General features: G+C 34.3%; 16 protein-coding genes. 1 reads left to right on the top strand and 15 read right to left on the bottom strand.

Annotation, left to right across the window (positions count from 1 at the left end):
* The 8 genes from BM024_RS07340 to lpdA form a co-directional block, all read right to left on the bottom strand.
* Positions 1 to 681: a metal-dependent hydrolase gene (locus BM024_RS07340; RefSeq protein WP_090678819.1), complete on the bottom strand. Its 681-nt coding sequence runs from the start codon at positions 679 to 681 to the stop codon at positions 1 to 3.
* Positions 678 to 1604, bottom strand: a complete 927-nt coding sequence (locus tag BM024_RS07335; RefSeq protein ID WP_090678818.1) for a 1,4-dihydroxy-2-naphthoate polyprenyltransferase — start codon at positions 1602 to 1604, stop codon at positions 678 to 680. Before BM024_RS07335 ends, BM024_RS07340 begins: the two co-directional genes overlap by 4 nt.
* A 315-nt stretch (positions 1605 to 1919) precedes the next feature.
* Positions 1920 to 2618 carry a DUF1003 domain-containing protein gene (locus tag BM024_RS07330; protein WP_090678817.1) on the bottom strand — a complete coding sequence of 233 codons (699 nt, stop codon included), beginning with the start codon at positions 2616 to 2618 and terminating at the stop codon, positions 1920 to 1922.
* Between the two features lie 87 nt (positions 2619 to 2705).
* Positions 2706 to 4136, bottom strand: coding sequence for a PH domain-containing protein (locus BM024_RS07325; protein WP_218148708.1), 1431 nt, complete (start codon positions 4134 to 4136; stop codon positions 2706 to 2708).
* Positions 4137 to 4197: 61 nt separating this feature from the next.
* Complete coding sequence (locus BM024_RS07320) at positions 4198 to 4773, bottom strand: PH domain-containing protein (RefSeq protein WP_090678815.1); 576 nt, start codon at positions 4771 to 4773, stop codon at positions 4198 to 4200.
* A 131-nt stretch (positions 4774 to 4904) separates the two neighbouring features.
* Positions 4905 to 5477 carry a hypothetical protein gene (locus BM024_RS07315; RefSeq protein WP_143077738.1) on the bottom strand — a complete coding sequence of 191 codons (573 nt, stop codon included), beginning with the start codon at positions 5475 to 5477 and terminating at the stop codon, positions 4905 to 4907.
* A complete protein-coding gene (locus BM024_RS07310; RefSeq protein WP_090678813.1) occupies positions 5477 to 6070 on the bottom strand; it encodes a hypothetical protein in 594 nt (197 codons plus the stop codon). The genes BM024_RS07315 and BM024_RS07310 overlap by 1 nt, the downstream gene beginning before the upstream one ends.
* A 108-nt stretch (positions 6071 to 6178) precedes the next feature.
* Entirely contained in the window at positions 6179 to 7582 is a 1404-nt protein-coding gene (lpdA, locus tag BM024_RS07305; RefSeq protein ID WP_090678812.1) for a dihydrolipoyl dehydrogenase, read from the bottom strand.
* A gap of 321 nt (positions 7583 to 7903) precedes the next feature.
* On the opposite strand from lpdA, the gene BM024_RS07300 reads away from it, so the two are divergent.
* A complete protein-coding gene (locus tag BM024_RS07300; protein ID WP_090678811.1) occupies positions 7904 to 9106 on the top strand; it encodes an aminotransferase class I/II-fold pyridoxal phosphate-dependent enzyme in 1203 nt (400 codons plus the stop codon).
* Between the two features lie 69 nt (positions 9107 to 9175).
* Here BM024_RS07300 and BM024_RS07295 read toward each other — a convergent pair whose 3' ends face one another.
* The 7 genes from BM024_RS07295 to BM024_RS07265 form a co-directional block, all read right to left on the bottom strand.
* The gene (locus BM024_RS07295) at positions 9176 to 9643 is read right to left on the bottom strand and encodes a hypothetical protein (RefSeq protein ID WP_090678810.1); all 468 of its coding nucleotides are present in this window, start codon (positions 9641 to 9643) and stop codon (positions 9176 to 9178) included.
* 42 nt (positions 9644 to 9685) lie between these two features.
* Positions 9686 to 10078 (bottom strand): group III truncated hemoglobin, encoded by a 393-nt coding sequence (locus BM024_RS07290; RefSeq protein ID WP_090678809.1) that lies wholly within the window; start codon positions 10076 to 10078, stop codon positions 9686 to 9688.
* Entirely contained in the window at positions 10075 to 10356 is a 282-nt protein-coding gene (locus BM024_RS07285; RefSeq protein ID WP_090678808.1) for a hypothetical protein, read from the bottom strand. Before BM024_RS07285 ends, BM024_RS07290 begins: the two co-directional genes overlap by 4 nt.
* Positions 10357 to 10434: 78 nt before the next feature.
* On the bottom strand, positions 10435 to 11028 hold the full coding sequence (locus BM024_RS07280; protein ID WP_090678807.1) for a Crp/Fnr family transcriptional regulator: 594 nt from the start codon (positions 11026 to 11028) through the stop codon (positions 10435 to 10437).
* 77 nt (positions 11029 to 11105) lie between these two features.
* Entirely contained in the window at positions 11106 to 12383 is a 1278-nt protein-coding gene (locus tag BM024_RS07275) for a chloride channel protein (protein WP_090678806.1), read from the bottom strand.
* Between the two features lie 66 nt (positions 12384 to 12449).
* The gene (locus BM024_RS07270) at positions 12450 to 13205 is read right to left on the bottom strand and encodes a ferredoxin reductase domain-containing protein (protein ID WP_090678805.1); all 756 of its coding nucleotides are present in this window, start codon (positions 13203 to 13205) and stop codon (positions 12450 to 12452) included.
* 162 nt (positions 13206 to 13367) lie between these two features.
* Positions 13368 to 14054 (bottom strand): DUF2461 domain-containing protein, encoded by a 687-nt coding sequence (locus BM024_RS07265; RefSeq protein WP_090678804.1) that lies wholly within the window; start codon positions 14052 to 14054, stop codon positions 13368 to 13370.
* Positions 14055 to 14269 lie beyond the last annotated feature (215 nt).

Raw genomic sequence — 14269 nt, 5'->3', positions numbered from 1 at the left:
TTACAACTCAATTGATTCACCAATACTCAAAAGCATCAAGTCCTTTCCTCCTTCGAAAAACTTCTTCTTTGCCTCTTCATGATCTATTTCTATATAACCAAAAGTATCATAATGATACCCCATTACCTTATCACACTGTATGAAATCAGCAGCTATTACAGCATCTTCTACATCCATTGTAAAGTTGCTTCCGATAGGAAGAATAGCAAGATCTAGTTTGGTTCGCATAGGGATTAACTTCATATCCATTGTCAATGCAGTATCTCCAGCGATATAGATGTTCTTACGTTCACTCTCAATCACAAAACCTCCTGGTTGTCCACCATATGTACCGTCAGGAAAAGAACTAGAGTGAATAGCCGTTGTATACTTCAATACTCCAAATTCAAACTGCCAGCTCCCACCGTGATTCATAGGATGAGCGATAAATCCTTTATTTTCATAATATCCCGCTATCTCAGCGTTAGAAACAATAATTGCTTCTGGATTGTTGGTTGCAATAGTTTCCACATCTAAAATATGGTCACCGTGTGCATGTGTAATCAAGATATAATCAACTTCAAGTGCATTTACATCAAGATCCTTAACCAATGGATTTCCAGAAATAAAAGGATCTACAATGATTTTCACATCCTCTACTTCAATCCCCACACAAGCGTGTCCGTAATATGTAATAATCATAATATAAAATTTTTAAGTAATAAAGCTATAGAAAATAATAGTGATAAGAAAAATGTACCCAATGCAACCTTCTTCATTTCAGAATCAAGCTCTCTTGGGATTTTATTGTTATATACAACAACAATATGTTTGATGAAAGGAATAAAAGCTACAACAAAGAAATAACCTTGCCATGGAATATCCCTTTGAATAGCATAAATAAGAATAGCCACTAAAGCGAAAAGAATAATAAAATAGTGATAATACTTTGCGCGAACAGCACCTAACTTCACAGCCAAAGTGTTTTTACCTGACGCTTTATCACTTATTAAGTCACGCATATTGTTTAGGTTCAAAACCGCTATGCTCAAATTGCCAACAGCAATTGCTGGTAGTAACAGCCAAGCATTTAAACTTTGATTATAGAGATAATAAGACCCTAAAACACTCACCAAGCCAAAGAAAATAAAGACAAATAAATCTCCTAACCCTCTATAGCCATAAGCAGATTTACCAACTGTATATTTAATAGCAGCACCTACACAGCTTATACCTAATACAAAAAAGAATAGAGAAGTACCAAAATCATCTTTACCAAAAGAGATGTAAATCAATAAAATAGCAGAAATCAACGACAACAAAGACGTAACAATAACCCCATTTTTCATTTCTTTCGCAGTGATTACTCCACTTTGAACAGCTCGCTTTGGCCCTACTCGCGTATCATTATCCGTTCCCTTAACCCCATCTCCATAATCATTTGCGAAATTGGATAAAATCTGCAACAACAAAGTAGTTAAGATTGCTAAGCTGAAAATACCTAAGAAGGAAGTTTTCCCCTCAAAAGACTCATATGCACATGCACTACCAACGATTATTCCAGAAACAGAAAGCGGCAAGGTTCTCAATCGGGCTGCATCCACCCAAGCTTTAAATTTATTCATAATACATTTAAAATATTTCCTCTCTACTGAACGCTCTTAAAGAAGTATATCAGACAATTACAAAGAGAAATAACTTCTAGCATTTAGCATAAAACTATCCCTCTTACGAAGTCATACGAACCTTTAAAATATCAATATGGTGTTTATTTTGCCAAAAATACTGAGAAAATACGAGCTTCCGAATTTTATTTAATTGAACCTAAACCCCACAAAGTCGGTATAATCTAGAATCGATTATTTAAGTAAAGAAATTAATAATAAAAACGTGTTCTGTCAGTATCAATTGCAATACCTAAAGCCTTTAAAACAATTTGATTAAGCATTCCCTTTCTTGATTTCCTTCATCAAATCTTCTAAATAATCTATTTGAACCTCTTGAATCTCCAAAAGCTTTTTGTTTTGATGAACTAGCAAATGATCTATCTTCTCACTCAATAGTTTAATCTCCAACTCAGCCTTCAGGTTTATTTTATAGTCATGCTCCCCTCTTTGTCGGTCTTTTTGCTCTTGTCTATTCTGACTCATCATAATAATAGGAGCCTGAATAGCCGCCAAACACGAAAGAATAAGATTTAGTAAGATGAAAGGATATGGATCGAATGGCTTGGTAGAAAGAAACCAAATATTAATAAGCATCCATATTAAAATAAAGGTAAAGAAAGAAATTATAAATGTCCAACTACCTCCGAACGCAGCTACTTTGTCAGCAATCTTTTGTGCAAAAGTAAGCTCAGCCTCAATCTCATCCTGTATGTTTTCAGAAAGAATAGAGTTGTTCTTAATCGCTTCCATCACATCCTGATCAATAACAGCCAGTTCTCCTTTCTCTAATGACACTAGAGAAGCGAGATAAAGCCTTCTATAGAGATTCAGTTCGTCGATAGAAATGAAATCATCCTCAGTAAATCCAGGAAAATCAGCTTGCAACAAACTAAATATGCCTGCTCTAATATCTAGACCGCGAATAGCCTCCCCATCCGCAATATCTTTTTTACTTATATGACTTATTTCCATAATTACAATTTATAACTAAGTTACATATTTGAATTTATTCTAAGTTATAAAACATACATTAAGAGAACCAAAACAGATGAAAAACACTTACATCCAACCTTTGTTAGCGCTCTCAATCTCATATAACCACAGATCAGATAATTGAGTTAGTTCTGAGTAAGATGTTGTTTGAAAGCTCACATTCCCTCCAGCAGTATGCAGAGTTAAAGTCCCGATGTCATATTTCTTTTGCCAAAATAATTGAGAAACAGAAAGCTTCTGTATCTTATTGGGTTCTAACCAAGTTTCTGTAACATCCCAAAAACCGCTACGCAAGCAAATCAAATCCTTATAAACTATCAACTTACGAACTTTAAAAATGCGATACTGTATCAGTCCCATCAATAATATATAGGCCATACAGAACGCAGAAACAATCTTCCAATCATAATGATTCATATAAATCAACACACCAACTGTTGCGGGTATGATTGCGAAAATAAAGAATCGAAAAGCCCAAAAACGATAATTAGGAGCCAATTCAAAAAGAGACTTTTCTGTTTCATGTTCAAAAACTAAATTAAAAAACGCATTCTTTTCAGCCTTTGAATATCCCGGTATCTCTAAACCAACATTCTTTCCTTTAGATTCACCACTGATAACTTGATTTATCTTCAAGTGAAACAAGTCCATCTTAGCTTGAAAAAAGTTCTGAGTAACTTTTAATAATTGAATCCTCCTTGGTCGTAGTATAACATTATGGGTAGACAACAAACCATAGTTAACTAAAAAAGTGTTGTTCTGAACAGATATACTATAATTGAAGAATTTCATGATAACCCTAACCACGTTAACCATCAGAACCAATGAAATCAACACTACTAAAACGTATAATATTACCAAAGACTCAACATCCGACGTTCTATACATATCAAACACCTCTTCATCCGAATAATCTTTGAGAAAAATATTAGAATACTGTTCAAAAAAAGTTATAAAGAACGCCAAGATCAAACCAAGTGTTTGCAAATAACTAGTAGTTAATCCAAGCTTAATAAGAGTCCAAATACTTAGTTTTTGAACCAAATCATTTTGTTCCGTAGTATTAGCATCAATAAGAATATGATTATTGACTTCAGTCTTATTGTATGACAACAGTAAGCTCTTTAGTTCCAAAGCAATATCATGAGAAACAGAAGGAATTTCAACCTCTTTCTCGGTACTCCCCGCTGAATCAATTTCAACAGCATAAACCTGCACTAATTTGTGTATAAACTTTTGATTAAGCGTAACTTGCTGAATATTCTCTAAAGGTACAATCGTTTTAGACTTTGCTAGTACCCCTTTCATAATTATAAAAGAATCAGTTTTTTCATCGATGTAGAAGAAAAAATTTCTATAAGCTAAATAAGACCAAATTGCTACCAGTAAGAACAAAATACCAGATCCTATAACAACCCATGGAAGAGGAATACGCGAAGAGTCCTTAACAATAAATAATATAATGACAGGTATAAAAGCCCTTACGAACTTCTGCATAAAGAACAGAAAATTAGCGACTATCCCAATTTTAGATTGACGTGTAGGGGTCTTAAAAGAATTATTCCTCATCTTCATCATTCTGAGTTGATTCTACTAATTCAGATTGCTTTTCTATGTTTTGCATGACAAAAGCGCGAATAGAATCCGCATTATCTTTAGAAACACCAGGAATAATCAAATCTCCAAAATTTCCACCAGCTGTATAGAAGATAAGTTTAGAAAGACCAAAGCTTCTTAAAAGTACACCTTCGAATACTTTCACATGCTGAATCCTATTAAAAGGAACCACCGTAGTTTTGATGTTGATCAATCCCGTTTTATAAATCAAATCGTGGTCTCGAAGCGCATATCCCTTCTTGTCGACACCTAATATTCTAATAACAGCTTGCAAGATGGCAATCACGACACCAACACCTATAGAGACTAACATATAAGTGCTGAGATGAAAATCCTCTTCCACTAGTAGATTAGCAAATAAGGGAATAAACCCAAAAACAACACAAACCAAACCAATTAAAATAGATTCAATCAACACCACTTTCTTATAATCTTCATGAAGCGGTTGCAAGACAACCTCTTCATGTTTAGGCAATGACGTTAATTCACATTGCTCATTCTTAAAACCTGTTACCATAAAACGAATATAGTACTATTTTAGTTTATTTAAAACAACCATTAAATCAATCTTTAGTGATTCAAAAACAATAATCACAAAAAAAGGGACACCTAAAATAGGCTCCCTTTTTCTAATACTTTTCAACAGTACTACATTTTTTTAAAATATAGATATGTTTTACTCTTATTATCGTTTAAAGACAATTTATCTTCAATCCTAAGATATCCGGCCTGAAATCCTATTTCTAATTCTTCTCTATCGTCATCTAATTTTTTCATAGAAGATATAGAGCCATCTTCTCCATATCGTGGACCAGATATTTTTACAAGTAATTTTTCTTCAGAAGACATCTCCATGTTAAAAATGATACGTGTGAAATCATCAGTACATAAATTATCTACATATTTATCTTGCTTATGGCTTTTAAAAACAAAATTACGTTCGCTATCCGGTTCATTATTACTCCCAAAAATCATTAAGTTTCCAGATAGACAATTTGAACTTGAAATAGCTCCGAAACGACGATCACCTATCTTAGCTCCTTCATAAAAATATACTCCACTTAATTCGTTTAAACTTTTCAAAGGAGTGTATTCTGAATCATAAACAGGATCTTTTTCTACATCCTTCCCGTCATCTGAATTACATGATACTAATACAAACAACAACATTAAAATCGAATAAGTCCTTTTGACGTAAATCAAATTCCTTTTAAATAACATTACCTCTTTTTAAAATATTGATACACTTTATCTTTACCGTTATAGCGAGAAAATTTATCTTCTACTCTCAAATAACCACCTTGAACACCAATATCAATATTTCCTTCAAAATAGACATTTTTAATAGTATCAATCCTAATTGAATCTAAAAATTCACCAGTAATCTTGTCCTGATAATTAACTTTTACTTCCTCGTAAGAAAAATCGTGAATATCGGCATACATCTTTCCTTCTTCTACTAACTTTACTTTTCTTAAAGTACGAATAAAATCTACTGCACATTCCCCTTTTACTTTATCTTGCAAATAGCTTTGAAAAACAATAGAATCCTTAGAAAAGAAATCGTTTGATCCGCTTATAAAAGTTGAAAATGTGTTTTTAGATAAACAATTCGAACTAGCTATAGCTCCAAAAGGTCTACTTCCAATCTTAGCTCCATAATATACATATGTAGAATTCAATTCATTTAAGCTTTTCAATGGAGTGTATTCAGATTCAAACAACGGATCGCCTGGATCTGGTTTACTATTATCATCTGATTCACACGAAACTCCTATAAAAAGCAGTGAAAGAAACAATATTGACTTTTTCATAACTAAATTTTTTAAAAGATTTCAAATATATAATTTAAACGAGCTAAAAAAAAGCCTATTTGCAAAAAATACAAATAGGCCTTTAATATTATCAGATTACGGTGTTAATTACACGTGTAATGCTCTATTATCAGTTGCTGCTAACGCTGCTTCTTTGATTGCTTCTGCAAAAGTTGGATGCGCATGAGACATTCTTGAAATATCTTCAGCCGATGCTCTAAACTCCATTGCAACTACTGCTTCAGCGATTAAATCTGCCGCACGAGCTCCAATCATATGGATACCTAAAACTTCATCTGTTGTAGCATCTGCAAGGATTTTAACCAATCCATCAGTCTCAGAACTAGCACGAGCTCTACCTAAAGCACGGAATGGGAAACTACCTGCTTTATAAGCGATACCTTTCTCTTTCAATTGCTCCTCAGTTTGACCTACAGCTGCAACTTCTGGCCATGTGTAAACAACACCTGGAATTAAGTTATAGTTGATGTGTGGTTTTTGACCAGCTAAAAACTCAGCTACCATTACACCTTCTTCCTCTGCTTTGTGAGCCAACATTGCTCCACGAACAACATCTCCAATTGCATAAATATTAGATGCAGTTGTTTGTAAATGATCATTTACTTCAACTTGACCTCTTTCTGTAATTTTAACTCCAGCTTTATCAGCATTTAATCCATCAGTATAAGGACGACGTCCTACAGAAACCAATGCATAATCTCCTTCTAAAGTAATGATTTCTCCTTTTTTGTTTTCCGCTGATACAGTAACTAGATCACCTGCTCTAACAACAGATTGAACTTTGTGAGAAGTATAGAACTTCATACCTTGTTTCTTAAGAACTTTAGTCAATTCTTTAGACAAAGCTGCATCCATACCTGGAATAACGCGGTCAGCAAATTCAACAACAGAAACCTGAGCTCCTAATCTCAAATAAACTTGACCTAATTCTAATCCGATAACTCCACCTCCGATAACTACTAAATGTTTAGGAACTTCTTTTAACTTAAGTGCCTCAGTAGAAGTAATTACGCGCTCTTTATCTAAAGTGATAAATGGCAAGCTAGATGGTTTTGAACCTGTAGCAATAATAGTGTTTTTTGCTTCTAAAGTTTCAGTTGTTCCATCTGCTTTAGTAACGATAACTTTAGTTGCACTTTCAAATGAACCTACTCCTTCAAAAACAGTAATTTTGTTTTTGTCCATCAAATATTTAACCCCAGCACTAGTTTGGTCAACTACTGTTTGCTTGCGGTCAATCATTTTTTGTAGATCAATTTTCACATCTCCACCGATTTCAATACCGTGTTCTGCAAAATGCCCCATTTCTTCAACGTGGTGTGAAGAGGCTAGTAACGCTTTAGATGGAATACAACCTACATTTAAGCAAGTCCCACCCAAAGTTGAATATTTCTCAATGATTGCTGTATTTAATCCTAATTGTGCACAACGAATAGCTGACACATATCCTCCAGGTCCTGAACCTATTACAACTACGTCAAATGAATTCATAGTATTATCGTTTTTTTTATTTTAATAAATGAAGAGCAAAGTTACGATTTTTAACGAATCGAGGAAGGTTTTACAAGAAAGTTTTAAGCTTCTATCGACTGATTCCGTTTTTAATTACAACGCTTGTCTTAATTTTTTTAATTTATCCAATTTCTACCATCTCCAACTGAACATCTTTTTCTATAATACTACTTAAACTTCTTTAATTTCAATCCATATATTCTGTAAACATCAATAAAATCACGGAAATATTGAAGTTTAATCACCATTGCAGATACAAAACTATTTATTATATTGATTACCCAATTAAAAACCTATAATATGAAAGATTTTGAACCTGCAAATGAGATACAAGATTTGCAATTCTTTGGAGAGTTTGGTGGAGTAAATCCATCTATCTCCGATTCCTCAACCTATACGTTCATGGCAGCTAAGACCATGTTCGATACCTTTGAAGGTAATGCAGATGGTTGTTACTTATATTCAAGACATTCAAGTCCAAGTAATTTATATTTATCGGCGGCTTTGGCTGCTATGGAAGGCAGTGAATCTGCTAATACTACCGCTTCTGGTATGGGAGCTATTACTTCTACCCTAATGCAATTGTGTAAATCTGGTGAACACATCGTTTCTAGTAGAACTATATATGGGGGTACATATGCCTTCATGAAGAACTTCTTGCCGAGATATCAAATCCAAACGAGTTTTGTAGACATAACAAACTTAAAACAAGTAGAAGATAGTATAACACCACAAACTAGAGTGCTTTATTGCGAAACTGTGAGTAATCCGTTACTAGAAGTTGCAGATATAGAAGCACTTTCAATAATTGCCAAAAAGCACAACGTAACGTTAGTTGTAGACAATACTTTCTCTCCTCTTTCTGTATCTCCTATTAAATTAGGTGCAGATGTGGTAATCCACAGTTTAACCAAATACATCAACGGAAGTAGTGATACGGTTGGTGGGGTAATCTGTGGTACAGAAGACTTTATAAACAGCTTAAAAGATGTCAATCAAGGAGCTACTATGTTGCTAGGACCGACTATGGATAGTTTAAGAGCTGCTAGTATTTTGAAAAACCTACGCACTTTACCTATTCGAATGCAGCAACACAGTAAAAATGCGAGCTACCTAGCCGAAAAGCTAGACGCATTGGGGGTTAAAACCGTTTATCCCGGATTGAAGAATCATCCAAGTTATGAGCGTTACAAAAAAATGATAAATGCTCAATTCGGATTTGGGGGAATGATGACCATTGACGCAGGGAGTTTAGATAAAGCAAATGCACTAATGGAATTAATGCAGGAGAGAAATATCGGTTATTTAGCGGTTAGTTTAGGTTTTTATAAAACCTTGTTCAGCGCTCCTGGCACATCTACTTCCTCTGAAATACCAATGGAAGAACAAAAAGAAATGGGATTGAGTGATGGATTAATTCGAATTTCAATTGGTTTGGATCACGATATCGAAAGAACTTTTCAAAATATCGTTATGTGTATGAAAGAACTTCAAATACTGTAACCCTACTTCTAAATCCTTAAATAAAAAAAGCGCAGATTTAAATTTCTGCGCTTTTTGTTTATAAGAACTCTATTCGAAAAATTGTGGATAGACTACCAATTGCTCTTTCAATTTGGCAATACTCTTTTTTGATGCCTCCAAATCGTCTCCTTCTAATACTAATAATTCTTCGTGTATTGGAATTAGAAAATTGTGTAGTTGCTCATGCCCTTCTCCAGTCATCGTACACTTTTGAAAAATGTCTTTAAAAGCAGATTGTAGCTCTCTGTTTAAGGTGTGATAAGAATCTATATTCTCAGAAACCTCAAAATCGTTTATCTTTTGAGAAAGTATAGCAACTCCTTCAGTAGTTTCAGCGTTTGCTACCCATTTCTTACCATTATCCAGAACCAAAGCAACGGGTTGCTCTTCATTCTCAACAATAGGTTCAACCACAGCTTCCGTTGTTGGTTCTTCCGTTTCAGGAGCAGCTGAATTTTGATTCTTGCAAGCCACCATTGCTACTAATGCAAAGGCCATTACAATCGTTTTTTTCATAATATAATTTTAAAATAGTTCTATATATTTTAATTCAAATACTTAATCCGTTGTAGTTCTACTCTCGTGAATTCCCATATATAGCATGGTTTGCATCTTTCGAGCCTTGAACTTTAAAACCTCTGCGTTGTCACCTTCAAAATATTCGTTTATAACACCTAGCCAATGAAACAACCAAGTTCCAAAATCCTTTGGAGTTATCTTCTGCCCTATTTTTTGATCTACATCTATATGTGCTTGCAAAGGATTTCCTTTATACTTACTGGTCTTAAACACATGAAACTCCCAGAAATCAGTAATTAACTCCAAGTGTTTGGGCCAATCGGTAATTATTTCATTAAAAACCCATCCAATCTCTTCATCCTGCCTGACGCGTTTGTAGAACTCATCTACTAGAAAGAACAAATCCTCTCTTGTTTTTATCTCTTTTTTCATACTAAAATAGCTAATAATATAAAGGTACCATTTAATAACAAACTTGCAATAAGTAAGTTAAACACCCATTTTTTATTAAACCCTGCCATCATCGAGGCGTTATACATCATACACAACACTACGGCCGTTAACAATTGAGCGTGTTGTGAAAAACCCGTTCTCTCATGTAGTATTGCCATAGCGGCTACACCACCTAAACAACTTTGAAATAACAAACCTAATGTAGCATAACCTAGATAACCTTCTTTAAACTGATTGAAAACCTTTGTATATAACATAATCCTACCATTTACTTATTTAATACAGTAAAGGTAAGTGCCTAAAAAGCGTTATTTTATGAGCCTAATCATATAGAATCAACGATATATTTTTCTTTGAATAATCTTCAATTCTCCTCGTCTTTCAAGATGCTTTATAGTGCGTATAACAGTCTCCACTCTCAAACCAGTTAAATCTGCTAATTGTTGTCTAGTCATGGGAATAATGTATTCCTCTTTTAAATCTTCGTTGTAATGAGACTTTAAATAATCCATTAGAGTCAATAACCTTTTTTCCGGATCCTGAGAAGAGATTTCAGGTGCCATAACCGATTTATAATAAAGTCTTCTCGCTAAACTTTTGTTGATAGCAAACGATACTTCTGGATATTGATTTAGGAGTGAATAAAATGCGTTTTTCGGAATTTGCATCAAAACCGAAGGTGTAATGGCAACAGCATTTGCTGGATAGGGTTCGTCTATGAACAAAGGTGGCTCACCAAAGCTCTGTCCTTGAGTGAATATATTTTGAATAAACTCTTTTCCATCTTCTGTAAAATTGTTCATTTTCACTTCTCCTTCTACAATCTGATAGTAAAAAGCAGGAAAAGTTCCCTCTTCAAATATCAGTTCGTTTTTCTTTACTTTTCTGTGCTCACCTCCGAACTCTAGCAAAAGATTCAAATCAATCATATCTCTCTTGTAATTTACTGCAATATAACTCTTTTAAAGTCTTTTTATACACAACAATTGCTACCCCTTAAACTGCTTTAAGAACTTGCTTTTAGGCTATATACGGTGTATGGAAAGATATATTTAGCAATCGTTTTGCTAAGTAGCGTTAAAACCAACAAAGGAAAGAACAATTCATAACCATCAAAAAGACCACAGGTTAAAAACAAAGCAGTCAATGGAGCATGAAGGACCGCACTAACGGTTACTGCTACACCAATCACTACAAAATTCAACAACATGATATCGGTATCCATATAGGTTTTGACAAAGATTCCAATCAACAACCCTAGGAAAGCACCAGAATAAATACTCGGTGCGAAAACACCTCCATCTCCTCCCAAACCAAGAGTTAAACCCGTAATCAATGGCTTTATGATCAATGCTAAAACAATCATTAAAATAGAGAAAGGTATTTCATTCCAATTCGACGTGGCAGTTAGTTTTTGAATAGCGTGGTATCCGTCCCCATAGAGCATCGGCAAGAAAAACAAAGTAGTTCCCAACAAAAGAGCACCTATCAGTAACTGCAACAATGGTTTGTCTCCCATAGGCAAACTACCCTTTACCCATTTCACCATACGAGTCATATAAACACCATAAAAAGAAGCAATCAAAGCCAACCCTAGAAAATAAGGCAATGCCTCAGTTCTATAACCTAATATTGGTATCAAGGGTTTGAAAGGAGTTTTTAGCTCTACCAAAAACAAAAGCCCCACTGCAACTAGTATAGAGAAAAAATGAGTGACTATAAAAACCTTAGAATGTTGTTTTTTTATGGTTTCATAAGAGAAGAAGAAACCCGCTAGTGGACTACAAAATAAGATAGTAACTCCCGCAGCAATTGCCGCCCCCATAAATTCCTTTTTATACTTTTTAAAAATGGGATCTTTCTTAGACGCCAACTCCCCCATCGTGGCTGTAGATACCACTGTAGACACTTCAATCCCCGTTGTTCCTCCAAAGACAACAGTTAAAAAACCATTGAAAAAGTGAGAAGGTATTTTAAAACTCGGTAGCTTCTTTTTAAACTCAATCGCTTCTAATACTTCAGAGATTCCTTTGTTCTTTCTGTTCTTAAAAACGTATAAACGCAAATAGTAAATAACCAACAACCCTATTAATGGAAGTATGAAAAACAACCACTTTGAATCAAAAGCTCTGTTCAATAACAGATGCTCATAGTTCTCTACCAACTCTTTAAATAACAATGCGAAAATGGCTGCTACAAAACCAAGTAGCGAAGAACATATAGCAATTTTACTCCATTTAATCCAATAAACGTTTCTCTTAGAAACTTGTAATTTTACACTCATAATATCAATCCATAAAACAATTCAGTAACCTTCATTGCCCTGTTTTCCTTTCCGTTTTTTATATAGTTAATTAAGAGATGTAGTCGTGTTTTCAACGTATAATTGAGAGGTCTTTATATCCTGCTTATTCAAAAATCTCTGAAGTTTTTGGGTAAATAACGAAGATCCACAAACGTAGTAATCCGCAGAAGAATCCAATTCCCAACCTTTGATTTTATTTAAATCAACAGTTCCTTCATAGATATGAGAATCTGCGTTTCCATTTTCTAAGGAATTGCAAAACACATGGGTTTGCAATGCACTGCAATTATCTTTGATGTAGTTTATTTTCGTTCGAAAAGCTTGATTTTCCAGACTGTCTAACTGGCTTATCCATATAATCTTTTCACTGAGTGTTTCTTTCAAATCGAGCGTTTCCAACATAGATAACAAAGGAGCTTGCCCCAAGGAATCTGCTATAAAAACTTTATTGTGATTGTTGTCTCGCAAAACAAAGCTACCCACTGGTTCACCAACCTCTACAACAAAGCCCTCTTCTACATACGCAATCAGATAATTCTCTAACTGATTGGAAGTTGTACTGGCAACTGTAATTCTATAGTAATCTTCATTAGGAGCAGAAGAAATACTGAAATTGCCCGAAAAATACTCGTTTGATTTATTGCTATAAATTCGAATGGGAACATATTGCCCTGGCTTGTGTAGGGTAACCATACCAGCCTTAAGTGGAGTTAAGTAAAAGGAGTATACGTTACTAGATTCTTCTACTTTGCATTTGATGATAAATTGCTTCCAATTTATAGCATCGGTTTTGTGATTCATCTTCTGATGTTTTTATAAATACAGCTTAAATTCAAACTGTAGACCTTGTTTTATTCCGTGATTTCACACAAAGATAGTCTCCACTTTAAAATGGTTTTTATGATTCAAATCATAAAAAAGCTGAAAATAAAAATCTGAAAAGATAGTTTTGGATGAATGAACCTAGATAGTTAGTTCAAACAATGGCTCACCATTGGCATTTGTAGTCAATACTTGTGAGAAATAATCAAAAAGAGGACGCATTGCTTCGAAAGTATTCATAACCTCATTTATGAACTCTGGACTCATAACTTCCTCATCTGTAAAGGGACGCATGACTAAAAACTGTTTCTTGCGCAATAAATCTATAGCGGGATGGTCTTTTTCAAATCCCCTAGGAGCTGTTTTGAGTTCCTCTCCAGTTAGTTCTGCAAAATACTTTACAAACTCCGGTGCTGAAATCAACTCTCTCAATTCAGAATCGTCTAATTCAATCTCCTTTCGAATGCGGTTTAAATCTTCTTTATTAGGTTCCCAAAATCCACCACCAACAAAACTACGACCTGGTTCAATATTCACATAATATCCACCACGTAGAAAAGGTTTCTTTCTTCCCAAATGCAAACCAAAATAGGTTTTATAAGGAGTCTTGTCTTTAGAAAAGCGAACGTCTCTATAAATTCTGTGCACGTGGAATTTCTCAATAGAGTCCTTCGTAGCCATTTCATCGTGTATTACCTTAAAAAATGCTTTAACCTCGTTAAAAGTAGTGTCAAAAAGCTTTTTGTTATCAGTAAACCATTCTTTGTTATTGTTGTTTTCAAGTTCTTTTAAAAACTCAAACCCAGATGATGGAAATGTAGCATTCATTATTTGTTCAATTTATGTAGAAGAATGAATTTCAAAGATAGGGAAATAATTTTTATTGTGTTTTTGTGAATGCGTAAATTTGGTTATCTGTAAATGCGTGAATGTGTGAATTTGGTGATTTGTTGATTCGTTAATGCGTGAATTTGGTTATCTGTAAATACGTGAATGCGTGAATGTGTGAATGTGTTGGTTCGTTAATACGTGAATTTGGTTAT

The organism is Myroides guanonis (genome assembly GCF_900114085.1).
Classification (GTDB): Bacteria; Bacteroidota; Bacteroidia; order Flavobacteriales; family Flavobacteriaceae; genus Flavobacterium; species Flavobacterium guanonis.
This window is presented reverse-complemented; position numbering and strand designations above follow the sequence as displayed.